The organism is Fibrobacter sp., from assembly GCA_017503015.1.
In the GTDB taxonomy this organism is placed as follows: Bacteria; Fibrobacterota; Fibrobacteria; order Fibrobacterales; family Fibrobacteraceae; genus Fibrobacter.
Genome location: JAFVTX010000036.1, coordinates 1 through 16,694, shown reverse-complemented (window position 1 = coordinate 16,694; position 16,694 = coordinate 1). Strand labels below are relative to the sequence as shown.

The window sequence follows — 16,694 nt, the reverse complement described above, 5'->3', positions numbered from 1 at the left end:
TGAAAACGGCGTAATGGTTTATAAGTTAAAGGGCGCTGACAAGTATTCTAAGACCTTGCCGACCGCAACGAAGGCGGGTGATTATACCGTTTACTTTATGGTAAGGGGTAATGACAATTACAACGACCTTAAGGCTCAGACACTCACTGTTTCTATTGAAGCTTCTTCTAGTTCGAGTGTAGAGATTGCTTCGAGTTCTAGTAAAGAACAGGGGGATGGCTTTGCTTTTGTTGCTGCAAGCGGCTTGAAGGTACAGTTTGTCCGTAACGAACTGACAGTAACTGCAACCACGGCGTCAGAAGTCAAGGTGTATGTCTTTGACTTGCAGGGCAACCTCAAGAAGCGGTATCACGGGCAATCCGCCGGAACCCATAGCGTGTCGCTGGGTCAGTTGAATCGAGGCTTATACCTGGTGCGTGTGGTTTCGAGCGGTAATGTACAGACGCTCCGTGCCCAGGTGAAATAGCTTTTCCCAAAAAAGGCCGCGATTGATTCGCGGTCTTTTTGTATCTAAATGAATGGATCCTCGTCTTCACGAGGATGACGCCAAAGGCGTCACTTCACACTTGCGGTCAGCAGTTTCGTAATTGCAGCCACATATTCTGCCGGGTTCGGGAGCGGAGAACCTTCGGCAAGCAGAGCCTGACCGTAGAGGGCCTTCGGCCAGTCACCCAAATCTTCCTTCGCTTCGACCTTCTTCTTGAGCATTTCGCAAATCGGGTGCGTCGGGTTGATTTCGAGGATGCGCTTGCTCTTCGGCAAGTTCTTCTGGCCCATCGCCTTCATCATGCGTTCCATCTGGGCGCTCATGGCGTCTTCGCTGGTCACCAGGCAGCAGGGGCTGTCTTTGAGGCGGCTAGACACGCGGACTTCCTTGATGTCTTCGTCCAAGACCTTCTGCAGGTTTTCGCAGAGGCCCTTGAAGATTCCCTTGTTTTCTTCTTCGGCCTTCTTTTCGTCTTCGGTCTTTTCGAAGTCCACGTCGCCGCGGGCGATGTCGTGGAACTTCTTGTCGCCGAATTCGGTGAGGCTCGACATCATGAATTCATCGATGCCGTCGCTCATGAGCAACACCTCGTAGCCCTTGGCCTTGAAAGCTTCGAGCATCGGGTTGGACTTCACGGCGTTCTTGTCGCCGATGAGGTAGTAGATTTCCTTCTGGCCTTCCGGCATGCGCTTCACGTATTCGTCAAGGCCCACGAGAGCGTCGCCTTCGGTCTTGGTGCTTTCGAAACGGAGCAACTTCTTGAGTTCGTCAAGATGTTCCCAGTTCATGTAGAAGCCTTCCTTCAAGACCATGCCGAGTTCGCGCCACCAGGCGTTGTATTTGGCGGCATCCTTGTCGGCCATGTTCTGCAAGGTGTCGAGCACCTTCTTGATGACGTGCTTGCGGATGTTGGTGATAATCTTGTTGTTCTGCAAAATTTCACGGGACACGTTCAGCGGCAAGTCTTCGCTATCGACCACGCCGCGCACAAAACGGAGCCAAGGCGGCAGCAAGTCCTTGCAGTCGTCCATGATAAAGACTTTCTTCACGTAGAGCTTGAGGCCGTGCAATGCGTCGTTGTGCCAGATGTTGAACGGGGCCTTGCTCGGAATGTACACGAGGCTCCAGAATTCCTGGGAACCTTCGGCGTGGCTGTGGCTCCAAGCGGCCGGTTCGTCGGCTTCGTGGCTGATGACGTTGTAGAAATCCTTGTACTGTTCTTCGGTGACTTCCTTTTCGCTCTGGCGCCACAATGCCTGCTTTTCATTCAAGCGTTCTTCGGGCTTTTCTTCAATTTCGCCCTTGTCGTTCTTGGTCGGCTCCGGGTGGAAGTAGATGCCGTAGCTCACGAAGCCGCTGTACTTCTGCACGATGTCCTTGATTTTCCATTCGCTGGCAAAGTCGACCGCGTCTTCGTCGTCCTTCAGGTACAAAGTAATCTTGGTGCCCACCTTGTCGCGCGGGGCTTCGGAAATTTCAAATTCGCCCGTGCCTTCGGATGCCCACAGGTAACCCTGCGTTTCGCCGGCCTTCAAGGTCAACACTTCGACCTTCTTTGCGACCATGAACACGGAGTAGAAACCCACACCGAACTGACCGATGAGATCGACGCTGCCCTTGTCGCCTTCCTTCAAATTCTTGATGAAGTTCTTGGTGCCGCTACGGGCGATGGTGCCCAGGCAGTTGATCAAGTCTTCTTTGTTCATGCCGATACCGTTGTCTTCCACAACGATGCGCTTGCCTTCCTTGTTCACCGAGATATCAATGCGGAGCTGGGTGCCTTGCGGCAGGAGGTCGGCGTTAGAAAGCGAAAGGAAACGGCGCTTGTCCAGCGCGTCCGCCGCGTTCGAGACGAGTTCGCGGAGGAAGATTTCCTTGTTGCTGTAAAGGGAGTTGATCATCAAGTTCAGCATGTCGCGAACTTCGGTCTGGAATTCCATCTTCTCTGTTGCCATTTTTTTGTCCTTTGTCATCCCCGCGAAGGCGGGGATCTCCTTGATGTTTAATTTTCGAGCGGTCTAGGCTACCGTAATGTTTCAAAATGAAACAAAATAGCAGTCCTGCCTTGTTTTCGCTATAGAAGATGCAAGAACCGTGCCAAAAATGGTGGGAAAACTACCGGAGGGCGTTGCCTAGCCAAACTCCCAACATTCTAGCGGCAGTGCCGTATTGAAGGTATCCGGCGATAAATTCTAAAGCGAAGATGGGGATGCCGATAGCTATCCCGATGCGTTCCCGTTTTTTGAAAGCCTTTTGGTCATAGTTTGGAACGGCTTTCTTGAGTAGAACGAGGCCTAGTTTTCCGATGAAAAACCAATAGAACAGGCAGACGATAATGACAATGATGGCATGTAAAAAAGGGCCGAAGGCTAATCCAGAATAATTAGCCTTTGAAAGCATGTAGAATAAAGATTTGGACACGCACTCAATGCCGAATAGGGGCAAAAAGAACTTTGTGCTGAACTTGTCGGTTTTCTTAAGGTACTTGTAATGGCATAGCCATGATATGAAGGGACCCGCAAGAATAACGCTCCACAGGAATCCCTTTTGATGGAACTGCTGCTCGATGACGGTATCCAGGTCCTGCTCTGGGTCTATGACCGCGACGGTTTTGCTGGCGTCGGTTACCACAGGCGAGGCTGGCTGGTCAACGGATGGCTCGGTGACGCCCGGGCAAGTTACAGCAGGCATAGGGGGCGTTGCTTGTGTGGTGACGACTACGGAAGGTGCGACCACTTTGGCTTTATTCAGCGGGTGCTCCGGATTCGGAGCGTCGCACCAAAGGCAGCGCGGCATATCGTCTTCGTATTTCTCGCCGCATTTCTTACAGACAATCATGTAGCCCTAGATGAAAACCAACCCCAGGATGCCCACGGCCCATACGTACCAGGCGAAGTGCTGGAACTTGCCCTTCTGCAAGAAGGTCATGAGCCACTTGAGGGCGATAATGCCGAAAATAAACGACACCAACATGCCTACCAAAAGTTCGGGAGTGAAACTGCCGGCGTCGGCGCACTGGGCTGCCTTTTCCGGGTTCTCGAGAGCCATCTGGGCGACCTTCTCGGCGCTCTGGCACTTGGCCCACTTGATGACGTCGAGGAGGGCTGCGCCACCCACGGCGGGGATACTCATGAGGAAGCTGAATTCGCCGGCGTACTTGCGGTTCACGCCCATGAACATCATGGCGCTGATGGTAGAACCGCTGCGGCTGATGCCCGGAATGCAGGCGATGCCCTGAACCACGCCGGTCACGAGCGCGCGCCACCAGTTCATCTTGACGCCTTCTTTATCCGGATGCTTGGCGCCGGTAGGGCCCCACTGGGAGGTAAACAGGAGCAAGCCCGTAAAGAGTTCGGCCACGCACACGGCCCGCGGGTTCTCGAAAAGGCCTTCCAGCAAGTCCTTGAAGCCGAGGCCGATCATCGCTGTCGGGATGCTTGCTAGAATGATGTAGCCTGCTTCGCGCAACTGGTCCGGATTACGGCGGATGCAGCCCACGATGATGTCGGTAATCTTCTTGTGGAACACCACGAAGATAGAAAGCAACGTGCCGGCATGGAGCATGATGTCGAAGAACATGCCCGCCTCGTTCATGCCAAGGAGTTCGTGGCCCAGCACGAGGTGGCCGGAGCTGGAAATGGGGAGGAATTCGGCGAGGCCCTGCAAAAGGCCGAGGATGATAGATTCAATCATAACGTGAAAGATAGCAATTTAGTCATTAGTTACTAGTTACTAGTTACTGGATTGGGGCACCTGCGGTGCAGTTATTAGTTACTAGTTAGTAGTTACTAGATTATCTTATATCAAGAAGTTCCTTGAAATCTGCGACACTAGTAACTCAGAACTAGTAACTCAGAACTAGTAACTCGTAATGGAACTCATAACTAATAGCTATATTCACAGCATGGCTCGCAAGTTTCTTCTCTGTTTTCACGATTTCAGCGTCTGGAACTACACAAAAGTGACTCCGGTTCTCGAGGAACTGAAGGACTTGGTTGGTGCGCCCTTTAGCGTGCTGGTCATTCCCGATACGGAAAAGGCTACCGACGAATCGGTGCAGGGCTTTCGCGAAACGCTCCTTCGGCTAAAAAGCGAAGGCTTCGAACTGGCTCTCCACGGCTACAAGCACAAGGCGGAGTTCAGCCAGGGTCGCAGTTATATGGGACTTGTCGCCATGAACCTGACTCGTGGCGAAGCGGAATTTGCAGGCCTTAGCGAGTATGAATCCGACAGGCTTTTGCAGGCGGGGCTTGCGGCATGGAACGGGCTCTTGGGCGAACATGCAGAAAAACCGGTGGCGTTCATTCCGCCGACCTGGTACAGCAATAATTTTCTGTGCAAACAAGTCCGTAAAAAGGGCATGCTTTTCGAGGACCGTTTTTCGCTTACGACAGCTCGGGGTGTTCGCCTTGCGTCACCGGTGGCTAGTTTTGCGGGTATCCCGGATTTCCTGATAAAGCCGGCCTTCAAGTTTGGCGAGCTTATTTTGAAAATTCCCGTCGGACTCCCGCGAATAGCTCTGCACCCGGTAGATTTCCCGACCAGGGAAGGGAAGGTTCGCGATATCTTGCGGACGGCCTTGGGCAGTGGACGGAAACTTGTGCGTTACGCCGACCTTTAAAATGTGCCGATAAAGCTTAAAAAAATCCCGCGGATTTCCGCGGGACTTTCCAATAAGTTGGGCTTTAATCCGATTATTCCTCGGCGGTGGTACCAGCTTCTTCGGTAGTTTCTTCAGTTGCGGGTTCACCGGCATCTTCAGTCTTGGCTTCGGGAACGTCGATTACCCAGGCTCCGTCGGTGCAGGTGGCGTTCACTTCAACACCGGGGAATTTCTTGGCTTCGGTCTTGCCGTCTTCACATTCCTTGTCGGAGCTGAGTGTCCACTTGCCGTCCTTGCAAGCCAATGTAATGGTTGCAATGTCGACCTTGGCGTCGCCCTTGCATTCGTTCTTGCTGGGCACCCAATTCTTTCCGTCGCAGACTACGAATACGCCCTTGCCTTCAAAGACTTCGGCTTCTTCGCCTTTGTTATTTTCGCTGCATTCGCCAAGCTTGGGGAGATTCTCTTCAATTTCTTCTTTCTTGGGAATATCCTGCCCGTTGGATTCCTTACAGGCGGCGCTGATAAGTTCTGTGAGGGCTTCGAATTCAGACTTTTCGAAGGTTCCTTCGTTTACAGCTGTGATGGTCTTGGCCTTGCATTCAACCGTTTTGTAAAGCGGGTCGAGCTTGTAGTGTTCGCAGGTGTCCTGGGGGATTTCCTGGTTGTGCTCGATTTTCTCCGTGATGACGCCCTTGTCATCCATGGTTACGGTCATCGTGATCTTGAGGTCATCCATCCTCATTTCCTGGACAAAGGTGCCAGTCTCCGCCACAGTAGATGTTACCACACAGGCAACTTTTCCCGCTTCGTAGGTTGCGTCGTCAATGCCAATCTTTTTTTCGTCGGCACTGGACGAGTCGTCACAGGCGGTGATGCCGAATGCGGCAGTGAGGGATAGGGCGAGGCCCAGCTTCCAGAATTTCATATTTACTCCTTGATTAAGTTTTCTTATGGGTAATATAACCTAATCTTTGGACTTGTGCAACTATTTACCGACCAAGGTGTGACAAATTTCTCTTTTTGTAGGGAAAAAAGCCTACTTTCGGGAAAAATGCGCAAGAAAAAGCGTCTTGCTTGAGCTCGAAATTTTTTTTGGGTGGTGGGTCTTATACAGCAAAAAAAAGACCCGAACCGTACAATGGCTAAAAAGGTTCGGGTCTTCTGTTTTTAAGCGGGGGAGTCCCGCCTTTTCACTAATTGGGCTTCTGCTTTTGTTGAACTTCCGGGACTAGCCTTCCGAGCCGGTGTCGGAGAGGGAAACCTCGTCTTCGGCGGAAACGGCGTCCTGCTCGCCCAGCTTGAACAGTTCCACGTCCTTCATGCTCTCGCGGATTTTCTGCTCGATTTCGTTGCAGAGTTCCGGATTGTCCTTGAGGAACAGGCGGGTGTTCTCGCGGCCCTGGCCGATGCGCTCGTTGTTGTAACTGAACCAGGAACCGCTCTTCTGGATGATGTCCAGTTCAGAGGCCAGGTCCAGGATGGAGGCTTCGCGGGAGATGCCGCAGCCGTAGAGGATGTCGAACTCGCATTGGGTGAAGGGGGCGGCCACCTTGTTCTTGACCACCTTGACGCGGGTGCGGTTGCCGATGACCTCTTCGCCGTCCTTGATGGCGGCGATGCGTCGGATGTCAATACGCTGGGTGGCGTAGAACTTGAGAGCGTTACCGCCGGTAGTAGTTTCGGGGTTGCCGAACATGACGCCGATCTTCATGCGGAGCTGGTTGATGAACAGCATGCATGTGTTGGACTTGGAGAGGATGCCGGTAAGCTTGCGGAGGGCCTGGCTCATGAGGCGGGCCTGGAGGCCTACGTGGTTGTCGCCCATTTCGCCGTTGATTTCGGCCTGGGGGACAAGTGCTGCCACGGAGTCGATGACGATGATGTCGATGGCGCCGGAACGCACCAGGGTCTCGGCGATGTCCAGGGCCTGCTCGCCGGTGTCGGGCTGGGACACCAGCAGGGATTCGATATCGACGCCCAGCTTGCGGGCGTAGACCGCATCGAAGGCGTGTTCGGCATCGATGAAGGCGGCCACGCCGCCAAGCTTCTGGGCCTCGGCGATGGCGTGGAGGGTGAGGGTCGTCTTGCCGGAGGATTCAGGTCCGTAAATCTCGATGATGCGGCCACGGGGGAAACCTCCCACGCCGAGGGCCATGTCCAGCTGGATACAGCCCGACGGGATGACGGGGATTTCTTCGACAGGCTGGCTGCCGAGGGCCATGATGGAACCTTTACCGTAGTTCTTCTCGATCTGTGCGATGGCCGCCTCGACGGCCTTCGCTTTTTCGCTGGAAAGGTTGCTTGTGGGTGTTGTCGTTTTCTTAGCCATGATTGACTCCATTTTGTTGTTTTCTAGTTTAATATACATTTTAGTGTTCGTTTGTGCAAGTGCTTTTTTGGTTATTTAGCAAAAAAAGTAGCTTGCCCAACACGTAATAGACGCTTTTTTCGCGGATTTCTTGCCTATTTCCTGCGAAAATTTTACAAAAGGCCTCATTTTGCAAACAACTGTTGACACTCATCCACACCGTACCCACAGGTTTGCCGGGTTCGGCACCCCCTGGCCCCGCGATGCCCGAGGTGGCCACCGCCCAGTCGGCATGGAACTTTTCCCGTGCCCCCTTGGCCATGGCCTCTACGGTCTCCTTGCTCACGGCTCCGTGCTTTTCGAGGATTTCGGCAGGTACGCCCAAAAGTTCGTGCTTGACGGAATTCTGGTAGGCGACGATGCCGCCGGCGAACACGGCGGAACTGCCTGCCACGTTCACGATTTCGGAGGCGATGAGCCCGCCGGTGCAGGATTCCGCAGTAGCGAGCATCTCGCCCCGGGCAAGGAGCACCTTCTGGATTTCGGCGACCAACTGTTGGATGTTTTCTTGTGTAGCAGTCATTGCTTCCATGTCCTTTAATCTAGCTAATTATTTACGACAAAAAATGACAATAATTATTTTTTGCTGATCTAATTTCAGCAGAGAAAAAATATAAAAGGGAAAGACTGGTTGGTGGGGCTTGCGATGGTCCCGGGGTACTTGACTGGCTATTGATAAATCCCTTCAATCTTGTCGGCGTAGCGTTCTTCGGCCACTTTTCGACGGATTTTTAGGGTGGGGGTCAACAATCCGGACTCTATGGTGAGCTCGTCTCCGATCAGGACCCATCGGCATATCTTTTCCCAGTGGTTCAACTTGCGGTTGATGCGGGTAATGTGACGGAATACGGATTCTCTTACACGGAGGGACTTCAATGCTAAATCCATGCGAAAATCCTCTTTGGAAATCCGGAGCAGACGACGGGCTCCTTCCGGGTTGATCCATATAAGCGCCGAGGCGAACTTTCGGTTGTTGGCGATGACCAGGGCTTGCTCTACTAGGGGGTGTCGGCTGATCTCTAGCTCGATTGGATTCGGACTTACGTACTTGCCGGTGCTGGTTTTTAAGAGTTCCTTGATGCGGCCCGTAAGAGAGAGAAAACCGTTTTCGTCTATGCTTCCTTGGTCGCCGGTCTTGAAAAATCCGTCATCGGTAAAGATTTCGGCGTTGAGTTCCGGCATGTTGTGGTAGCCTCTAAACACGCTGTCGCCTTTCACCATGACTTCGTTGTTTTCGCCAATTTTTACCTGTAAATGCTTTAGAGGCTTGCCCACGCTGCCTAGAGCGATCGCATGGTCGCAGTTGGCGCTGACTACAGGGGAGCATTCCGTGAGGCCGTAACCTTCGTAGACGGGCAGTCCGATGTTCAACAGGAACCTGAGAATACTCTTGTTTAGTGCATTGCTGCCGGAGATAATAAGCCTGAAGTTTCCGCCGATGGCGCTACGCATCTTGGAGTAAACCAGCTTGTCGTAAAACCGCATGGCGTGACTGCGCTTTTTGGTGGGGTCGTTCAGCTTGGCCAGCTTGATGGCGTTCTTGATAAGGAGCCGTTTAGGCCCTCTGGCCTTGTCTGCTGCTGCGGTCATGCTCTCGTAAAGTCGCTCGAGAATCCTCGGAACCACAATCATTACGGAGGGCTTGACTTCTGTCATGATTTTGGCCGCATTCTTTGGGGAATCGGCAAAATAGATGGTGGCGCCATTCAAGATGTAGAAATACACAGCCATTCGCTCAAAAACATGGGCCACGGGCAGCATGGTAAGGCACCGGTCTTTTTCAGGATCCACGGTATAAAGGTCCAAGATGCTCTGAATTTGGGAAAGCATGTTCCGGTGGGAGAGTTCTGCCCCCTTGGGCCTGCCGGTGGAACCGCTGGTGTAGATGATGCTGAAAAGGTCGTCGGGCTGTATAGACTCAATTTGTTGGTGTAGCCAGCTTGTATTTTCTGGGTCTTGCATCAATCCGTAGCCTTCGGCCAAAAGGTCGTCCCAGTAAATGCCGTTGCCCGGGAGAGGGGAGGCGGAGTCAATGCAGATGATGGTGGAAAATCCCGAAAGATTTTCTTTTAGAGGTGCATCCAGGTCATTCATGTTGTTTATGACCAAGATGTGTACGACGGCATCTTCGCATTGAAATGCAAAATTTTCCGAAGAAATGTTCGGGAAAAGAGGAACCACACGGGCATGGTTGATCTGGGTGGCGATATCTGCCATGATCCAGTAGGGGGAACTCCTGGCGATAATCCCGATGCTTTCTCTTTCTTTAACCCCGTGGCTATGGAGTGCAAGGGCCAAGGCCTGGGTGTCTCGTTCCAGGTTTTCCTTTGAAAAGTGAGTCCAGTCCCCGTTTTGCCGCTGGTACCAGCCGCCAAAATCCTCTCGATGGCAGGTGGCAAAGAACAGTTCGGGGAGCGAATTGAATTTTAGGGACTCCATACACTGAAAATAACATTCTTATGGGCGAAAAGTTCAATTTTTTTGAAAAAAAACTATATATTGGGAATCATGTTGAAGAAACTAGAGGATTACGCCAACTATCTGGAGCATCGTGTTGCTCAAGGAGCGGCTCTTTCGTCCGAGGAATTGCTCTCGGTCAGGGTTCACATTGGTTTTTTCCAGCACGAAAGACTGGTTCACGAGCTGGTCATGATCCTTTTTGCCTTGCTCACGGTAGGCGGGTTTCTTTTTTTCGTGGCTATGCCGGAAATCCTAGTTCTGGTTCTGGATATTCTGTTTTTGGGCTTACTTATTCCTTACATCAGGCACTACTACGGGCTTGAAAATGGGGTCCAAAAGCTCTATAGCCTTTATTCTAGGCTAGAAGAACAGAAATAGCGTCAGTTATTCCAATTTGGAATAGTTTGAATTGGACTGCAGAGAGCTCCCAAAGAACTGTTGTTTTAAGTTATATTCACCTCGTTAGGGATGCTATGAGATTGTTTGACGAACATTCGGTTTTGCGTTTTGCGCTTTTATTTGCGTGTTTCTTATTTACCGCATTTATTCCAGATATTATTCATTTATCTGAAAAACCCATGGGGTTTATTCCCTACTTCTTTGCGATTTTCTTCCTTGCGTACGTGGCCCTCTTTTACAAATTTCCTGTTCAGGGCAACAGAAAAAAGATTCGTAACGATGTGGTGATTCCCGAGAAGGTGGAACAGGTTCCCGCCCGCGATTACCAGAAGGATCTTTCCGAAAAGGATGAATTGTTCCAGATGCTGGTGGACGTGTCCTCTGACGGATTCTGGACCTTTGATGTGCCCACGGGAAAGGTCTATTGGTCCAATAGGGTAGCAAAGTTCTTGAATATTCCGCTAACGAGCATCGTGGATTCCTTTGACACCCTCAAGAATGGGGTTCTAGAAAGCGACTGGACCACGTTTAAGGAGAAATTCACCCGATCCCTAGAGGATAATGCGCCCTTTTCGGCGAAGCTTCGGCTTTTGAATGTGCCGAAAGACGGAAACTCTGAAATTATTGTTTCGGGCCGGTCGCAATGTAACGAAGAGGGAAGACCAATCCGTGTAATCGGCTCTATTACAGGCGCCCACGAACAAGAAGAAAGCAATCGTCAGTTCTACGCTTATCGCGATGCCCTTACGGGCGTGTATAACCGAAAGTTCTTCTTGGAAAAACTGAAGGTAGACGTGGATATGGCCGCCCAGAAGCCGGATTACACATTCGCGGTTGTTCTTTTGGACATTGATAGCTTTGGTGCCATCAACGAATCCTATTCCATGAATTTTGGCGACAACGTTCTGAAGATTGTTTCTGACCGTATTCGTTCCACTTGTAGGAACAACGACTGCGTAGCCCGCATTGGTCCCGATGTGTTTGCCGTAGTGATTCACGATATTGAAGGCAAGGGCTCCGACGACGAGCTGATGCCCACGGTAAAGCGCCTCCACAACAAGGTGAAAACCCCTATCCAGTTGGACGGTCGAGAACTCTATATCAGCGTGTCCATGGCGGTCGTGGTGAACAAAGACGTGGACTGCGTAGAAGATTTGCTGTCTAACGCTACGGCGGTGCTCAGGGACTTGAAGAAGGGTGGTAATCACGGTGGCATCCAGTTCTTTGCTGGTGGAATCCGCGAAAAGGCCATGAAGCTGTACAAGCTGGAGTACGAAATCCGAAGGGCTATCCAGGCCCAGGAATTCGTGCTGGTGTACCAGCCTATCGTCGATATCGAGCAAGGAAACAGGGTGTCCGGTTTCGAGGCACTTGTCCGCTGGAATAATTCTGAGCACGGAGTAGTTTCCCCTGCAGAATTTATCCCTCTGGCCGAAGAGACTGGCCTGATTGTGCCTATGGGTGCCCAGATTCTGCGGATGGCTTGCGAGCAGACCAAGAAATGGGTAGATATGGGTTTCAGCGATATCCGTGTGGCCGTAAACTTCTCTGCAAAGCAGTTCACTCTGGACAACATGGTGGACGACGTGAAGCGGGTGCTTGCCGAAACCCACCTGAACCCCAAGAACTTGAAGCTTGAAATTACGGAATACACCGCCATGTGCGAGGTGGAAAAGGCCATAGATATTATGCGGGCCCTTTCCAACATGGGACTCCAGATTTCTATCGATGATTTTGGTACGGGCTACAGTTCCCTTTCTTATTTGAAACGCTATCCGGTGCATACCCTCAAGATGGATAAGTCCTTTATCGACCACATCGCCGACGACGAAGAGGATGCCACCTTTGCTCGGATGGTGATTAGCATTGCCAACACCTTGAACCTGGACTTGATTGCCGAAGGGGTAGAGACGGAAGAACAGCTGCAGTTCTTGAAACGGGAAGGCTGCCGCTACATCCAGGGCTACTATTTCAGCAAACCGCTGACACCCGAAAAGGCTTTGGCCTACATGCGTGAGCATTATGATGTAGGGGCTAGGGTTTAGGATTTAGGGGCTAGGTTTTAGGGGCTAGGAAAAAAGTCTTCTTGAGTGCGTGTTCGGGTTTGTGGACAGGCGCTCTTTTTTTATTTTTACATCAGATGTCTGGAAAGGTTTATCTGATTGGTGCTGGTCCCGGCGATCCGGGACTCTTGACCTTGCGCGGTAAGGAGATTCTCGAAAAGGCGGATGTGGTGGTTTACGACCGTCTGGTGTCCCCTGCTATACTCGGGATGTGCAATCCGAAGGCAAAGATGGTGGATGTAGGCAAGATGCCCCAGCACCATAAGGTCAAGCAATCCGAAATCAATAAGCTGCTGGTGCAGTTCGCCTGCGAAATGCCGAGTGCGACTATTGCCCGCCTCAAGGGCGGCGACCCCTTCGTGTTTGGTCGTGGTGGCGAAGAAGCCCTGGAGCTTGTGAATGCCGGTGTGGAATTCGAGATTGTTCCGGGCATTACCTCTGCCATTTCTGTACCTGCCTATGCAGGAATTCCCGTAAGCCATCGCGGAATTGCCACTAGTTTCCACATTGTCACCGGCCACGAAAAGGCTGAATCCAACGGTGAACTTTCCCTCGACTTCGAAAATCTCGCCCATTGCTCCGGCACCCTCATCTTTTTGATGGGCATTGCCAACATGGACTTTATCGCACAGCGCCTTGTGGAATGCGGTAAGGACCCGAAAACTCCGGTTGCCTTTATCGAGAAAGGAACGACTCCGTACCAGCGGACGGTAATGGCAACGCTTGCGACAGCGGGGGAGACCATCGTTCGCGAAAAGGTGACGGCCCCTGCCATCACCATCATGGGGGGCGTCGTCGAGCTTGGCAAGAGTCTCGCTTGGAAAAAGAACTTGCCCCTTTCGGGTAAACGACTTGTAGTAACCCGCGCGGCAAAGCAGGCAAGCGGGATTACTGCAAGGCTTACGGCTCTCGGCGCCGAAGTCATCGAGACCCCGATGATAGAAACCCGTACTCTGAAATGCCCTTCTGTCATCCCCGCCCCTTCTTCTGTCATCCCCGCGAAGGCGGGGATCTCCTCCGTTTTTGATTCCCTCGCAGACTTTGACCTTCTTGCTTTTACCAGCGTGAACGGCGTCGAAAGTTTCTTCAAACAGCTGTTTGACGCCGGTTATGATGTGCGTGTTCTTGCCGGCAAGAAAATCGCCAGTGTCGGGAAAATTACCGAAAAGAAATTGCTGGAGTACGGCATCCGCTGTGATTACGTGCCCGAGGACCATACCGGCGAGGGTCTTGGAAAGTTGTTGGCTTCGCTGAACATGGATGTCTCTCGCATCCTCCTCTTGCAGGGCAATCTTGCCGACGATACCATGACAAAACTATTGCCGCAGGCGACCCGCTGGGTGGTTTACGAGACGCTTCCAGTTTCTGAACTCCCGGAATGGAAGCGTGAAGCCGTTGAATCCGCTGATGCTGTGGTCTTTGCAAGTTCCAGCGCCGTGGAAAATTTTGTACAAGTCTCTCGTCTCTCGTCTCTCGTCTCTCGCCTGAGTTTCTGCATCGGCCGCCTGACCGAAGCTACCGCCCGCAAGCACGGCTATGAAACCGTCACCTCAGACGAGACCACCATGGACTCCCTCGTGAAAAAAATTGTGGAATATTACTCGTGAAAGCTATCCTGATTATCGCCCATCATTGCATTTTACCGGGAGCCTATAAGGGCTTTGAGGAAATCCTGGACAAGTTGCACCATGACTTGCCCGGTACCCGCGTGGCGAGTACCAGTCTTTTGGACCTGGAAAATGACTTGCGGACCTTGCTTCGGGAAGATGTGGAATCGGTGACGCTCTTGCCGTTTTTGCTTTTGAATGGGCAGCACGCCAAAAATGACGTGCCCCGTGTGGTGGCCCGTTTGCAGGCCGAATTTCCGCAGATTCCCATAACTCTTTTGCCTTGCCTTGGCGATTGGAAGGAATTTGGCGACATGGTAGTTTCTGGATTGCGTGCCGCAGAGAATAAAGCCCACTCGATAACCCCGAATTCCGAACTCCGAACTCCGAATAGGTCCCTTCTTTCCATCGAACTGAACCTAGAGGGCCGTAACGTTCTTGTGGTTGGCGGTGGACGAATCGCTTTCCGCAAGGTCAAGACTCTTTTGCCTACGGGAGCACGTATTACTGTGGTTGCTCCGCAGTTTGACCCGGAATTCGAAAATCTTACTTCAAAGGGTGAAGCCCGACCTCATACCTCAAACCTCATAGCTATAAAAAATCGCCCATACGAACCACTGGATCTTCGTGGTATCTTTATGGTGTTTATCTGTACTGACCAGCCGGCGGTAAACGCCCAGGTGAGTAATGACGCCCGTGCCCGTCGCATTCTGGTGAACAATGCCTGCGACTACCTGGACGGGGATTTTATTGTACCGGCCCGTATGGACTTTGGCGAAAATATAGCGGTAACCGTCTCTACCCAAGGGCGCGCCCCCTCTTTGGCCAAGAAACTGAAACAAAAAATCCTCGCCGAATGGGGCGAGGATCTTACTCGGATAGAGCGGGAATTTTCTGCGAAATAGGTTTAGTTGCAGTAGTTGGCGCCTTCGATTTCCATGCCGCTTTTGCAGGTGGATTTGACGGCGCTAAAGGCCATTTCTTGGCTGGCTTCTTTGGTCATGTCGTAAAAACTATAGGTATTTTCGTCCTTTTGACCATTGATGTCCAGAATTAGCCTCGAACCGTCAACGGAATACGTGTAGGTTGTAGGTTCACCGAAGGCGTCGGCACGGACAAAATGCCAAGTGGAGAAATCTCCCCTGACGATGGCGTCGCACTGGCTCTTGTCAATGCAGTTGTCGTTGCTCTTGTTTTCTTTGGCGGGGCATCCTGTGCCCAGGGTGCCACCGTGGTCTTCGCAACGCAATTCCAGAGCGGAGGCGGCCATGGATCCTTTTTCAAATTCTGTACATTTTTCGCCCATGGTGCCAAAGGCTTTTTGGCCTTCTTCGGGAAGATTGTCGCAGGAAATCATAGCGACGGGGGCACTGCCAGAGGATTTTTCGCCGCTATCGGCAGAGGGGGTGTTGCTGCTCGAAGATTTGCCGGAGTCTTCGTTGCTTTCGGAAGATTCTTCAGTGTTATATTCTTCGCTATTACTCTCGCTGGAATTCGTTTCTTCGGAGTCGCTGCTGGTGATAGTGCTGTCTTTGCTGTCGGAGGAGTCGGTGGCATTTGAACTGCTGTCGTCGCCGCAGGCCATAAGATTTGCCAAGAAGATGACGGATAGGGAAAGAATGATTTTATTGAACATGTTGTTTCCTGATTTGTTTTATAGTTATCGAGAAAGGAAAAAAGGCTCCCACAAAAGTGGAAACCTTTTATCCTTAAGGGGTAAGAGGGTTAGTTTATAGCATCTGCGGGACAGCCGGTACCGAGAGTGCCGCCAAGCACGCTTGCGCACTGTTCTTTCATGGCGTTTGCTTTTTCTGTATCGGAAACGGGGACCTCTAGGCAGCTGGGAGTTCCTGGAATGCCTTCGATACCATTGCAAGACACCATTTCGCCAGCACCACTGTCGGTGGATTCGGCACCGCTGTTGGCAGATTCAGTGTTACTGTCGGTGGAGGCTGCACCGCTGTCAGTAGAAGTAGCACCGCTGTCGGTGGATTCGGCACCGCTATCGGTGGAAGTAGTTTCGCTTGCAGAGGATTCGGGGGCCTTGTTGTCGTCGCCTTCGGTTTTGCCTTCTTCGTCATCTTCGGCGCCCTTTTCTTCTTCCTTGGCGGGGCAGACCTTGGAGGGCATGCTGTTAATTAACATGTTCCACTGGCTGACGCCATCGCATTCGTAGGTGTCGGGACCTTCTTCCACGATAATCGTTTCGCACTTGCGGTCGGCGTTACATTCCACATCGGCCAGGTCAAAGAAGGTGGGGACGCTCTTGGGGAGTTCGCCGGAACCGGAGTTGGAGGAACTGTCGTCGCCGCAGGCCACGAAACCGGCCATGGAGATGAGGGCTGAGGACAGAAGAATTTTTTTGAAAAGCATGTGTGCTCCTTTTTTATTTTTGTTTGTGAATTTGTCTCAGAGATATAGTAAATGGAGGTGTGAAAAAAGGGGAAATGCACGGTTGTTTTTGTTACTTTTTTGTTACGTTCGTAATTGAGTGTTCACGGAATGTTCCCGCTATGGTTCGACAAGCTCTCCACGATGGAGGGGGTCGCTTCAGCGCTTATGTGGGCATGGCCACCTTTAGGTGGTGCGGGAGACTTCCCCCACCCATAAAAATTTTTAATTTCTAGTTCTACATCTCGAACCTCAGACCTTGTGCCCCGAGCCTTCAGCCCTAACCACCAACCACTCACCACTCACCACTCAT

General features: G+C 51.8%; 15 protein-coding genes. 6 read left to right on the top strand and 9 right to left on the bottom strand.

The window, feature by feature from the left end:
• Window positions 1-466: T9SS type A sorting domain-containing protein (locus tag IKB43_06825; protein ID MBR2469849.1), on the top strand; the 466-nt coding region annotated here is incomplete at its 5' end.
• Between the two features lie 89 nt (window positions 467-555).
• Here the strand turns inward: IKB43_06825 and htpG are convergent.
• The 3 genes from htpG to IKB43_06810 all read right to left on the bottom strand — a co-directional run bounded on the left by htpG (window position 556) and on the right by IKB43_06810 (window position 4,180).
• Entirely contained in the window at window positions 556-2,442 is a 1,887-nt protein-coding gene (htpG, locus tag IKB43_06820; protein ID MBR2469848.1) for a molecular chaperone HtpG, read from the bottom strand.
• A 160-nt stretch (window positions 2,443-2,602) separates the two neighbouring features.
• Complete coding sequence (locus IKB43_06815; GenBank protein MBR2469847.1) at window positions 2,603-3,283, bottom strand: hypothetical protein; 681 nt, start codon at window positions 3,281-3,283, stop codon at window positions 2,603-2,605.
• A 48-nt stretch (window positions 3,284-3,331) separates the two neighbouring features.
• Window positions 3,332-4,180, bottom strand: a complete 849-nt coding sequence (locus tag IKB43_06810; protein ID MBR2469846.1) for an undecaprenyl-diphosphate phosphatase — start codon at window positions 4,178-4,180, stop codon at window positions 3,332-3,334.
• Window positions 4,181-4,391: 211 nt separating this feature from the next.
• Between IKB43_06810 and IKB43_06805 the strand changes: the two genes are divergently transcribed.
• The gene (locus tag IKB43_06805; protein MBR2469845.1) at window positions 4,392-5,108 is read left to right on the top strand and encodes a polysaccharide deacetylase family protein; all 717 of its coding nucleotides are present in this window, start codon (window positions 4,392-4,394) and stop codon (window positions 5,106-5,108) included.
• A gap of 73 nt (window positions 5,109-5,181) precedes the next feature.
• On the opposite strand, the gene IKB43_06800 is transcribed toward IKB43_06805, so the two are convergent.
• From IKB43_06800 to IKB43_06785, 4 genes are all read right to left on the bottom strand, one after another.
• Window positions 5,182-6,018 (bottom strand): hypothetical protein, encoded by an 837-nt coding sequence (locus IKB43_06800; GenBank protein ID MBR2469844.1) that lies wholly within the window; start codon window positions 6,016-6,018, stop codon window positions 5,182-5,184.
• Between the two features lie 303 nt (window positions 6,019-6,321).
• Window positions 6,322-7,422 (bottom strand): recombinase RecA, encoded by a 1,101-nt coding sequence (gene recA / locus IKB43_06795; GenBank protein MBR2469843.1) that lies wholly within the window; start codon window positions 7,420-7,422, stop codon window positions 6,322-6,324.
• A gap of 40 nt (window positions 7,423-7,462) precedes the next feature.
• Window positions 7,463-7,993: a CinA family protein gene (locus IKB43_06790; GenBank protein ID MBR2469842.1), complete on the bottom strand. Its 531-nt coding sequence runs from the start codon at window positions 7,991-7,993 to the stop codon at window positions 7,463-7,465.
• Window positions 7,994-8,130: 137 nt separating this feature from the next.
• Complete coding sequence (locus IKB43_06785) at window positions 8,131-9,900, bottom strand: long-chain fatty acid--CoA ligase (protein ID MBR2469841.1); 1,770 nt, start codon at window positions 9,898-9,900, stop codon at window positions 8,131-8,133.
• Between the two features lie 69 nt (window positions 9,901-9,969).
• Between IKB43_06785 and IKB43_06780 the strand changes: the two genes are divergently transcribed.
• From IKB43_06780 to IKB43_06765, 4 genes are all read left to right on the top strand, one after another.
• Window positions 9,970-10,299 (top strand): hypothetical protein, encoded by a 330-nt coding sequence (locus IKB43_06780; GenBank protein MBR2469840.1) that lies wholly within the window; start codon window positions 9,970-9,972, stop codon window positions 10,297-10,299.
• A gap of 95 nt (window positions 10,300-10,394) precedes the next feature.
• Window positions 10,395-12,365: a GGDEF and EAL domain-containing protein gene (locus IKB43_06775; GenBank protein ID MBR2469839.1), complete on the top strand. Its 1,971-nt coding sequence runs from the start codon at window positions 10,395-10,397 to the stop codon at window positions 12,363-12,365.
• 95 nt (window positions 12,366-12,460) lie between these two features.
• A complete protein-coding gene (gene cobA, locus IKB43_06770) occupies window positions 12,461-13,990 on the top strand; it encodes a uroporphyrinogen-III C-methyltransferase (protein MBR2469838.1) in 1,530 nt (509 codons plus the stop codon).
• Entirely contained in the window at window positions 13,987-14,895 is a 909-nt protein-coding gene (locus tag IKB43_06765) for a siroheme synthase (protein ID MBR2469837.1), read from the top strand. The genes cobA and IKB43_06765 overlap by 4 nt, the downstream gene beginning before the upstream one ends.
• Window positions 14,896-14,897: 2 nt before the next feature.
• On the opposite strand, the gene IKB43_06760 is transcribed toward IKB43_06765, so the two are convergent.
• Together IKB43_06760 and IKB43_06755 are read right to left on the bottom strand one after the other, a co-directional pair.
• A complete protein-coding gene (locus IKB43_06760) occupies window positions 14,898-15,626 on the bottom strand; it encodes a hypothetical protein (GenBank protein MBR2469836.1) in 729 nt (242 codons plus the stop codon).
• 89 nt (window positions 15,627-15,715) lie between these two features.
• On the bottom strand, window positions 15,716-16,363 hold the full coding sequence (locus IKB43_06755) for a hypothetical protein (protein MBR2469835.1): 648 nt from the start codon (window positions 16,361-16,363) through the stop codon (window positions 15,716-15,718).
• Window positions 16,364-16,694 lie beyond the last annotated feature (331 nt).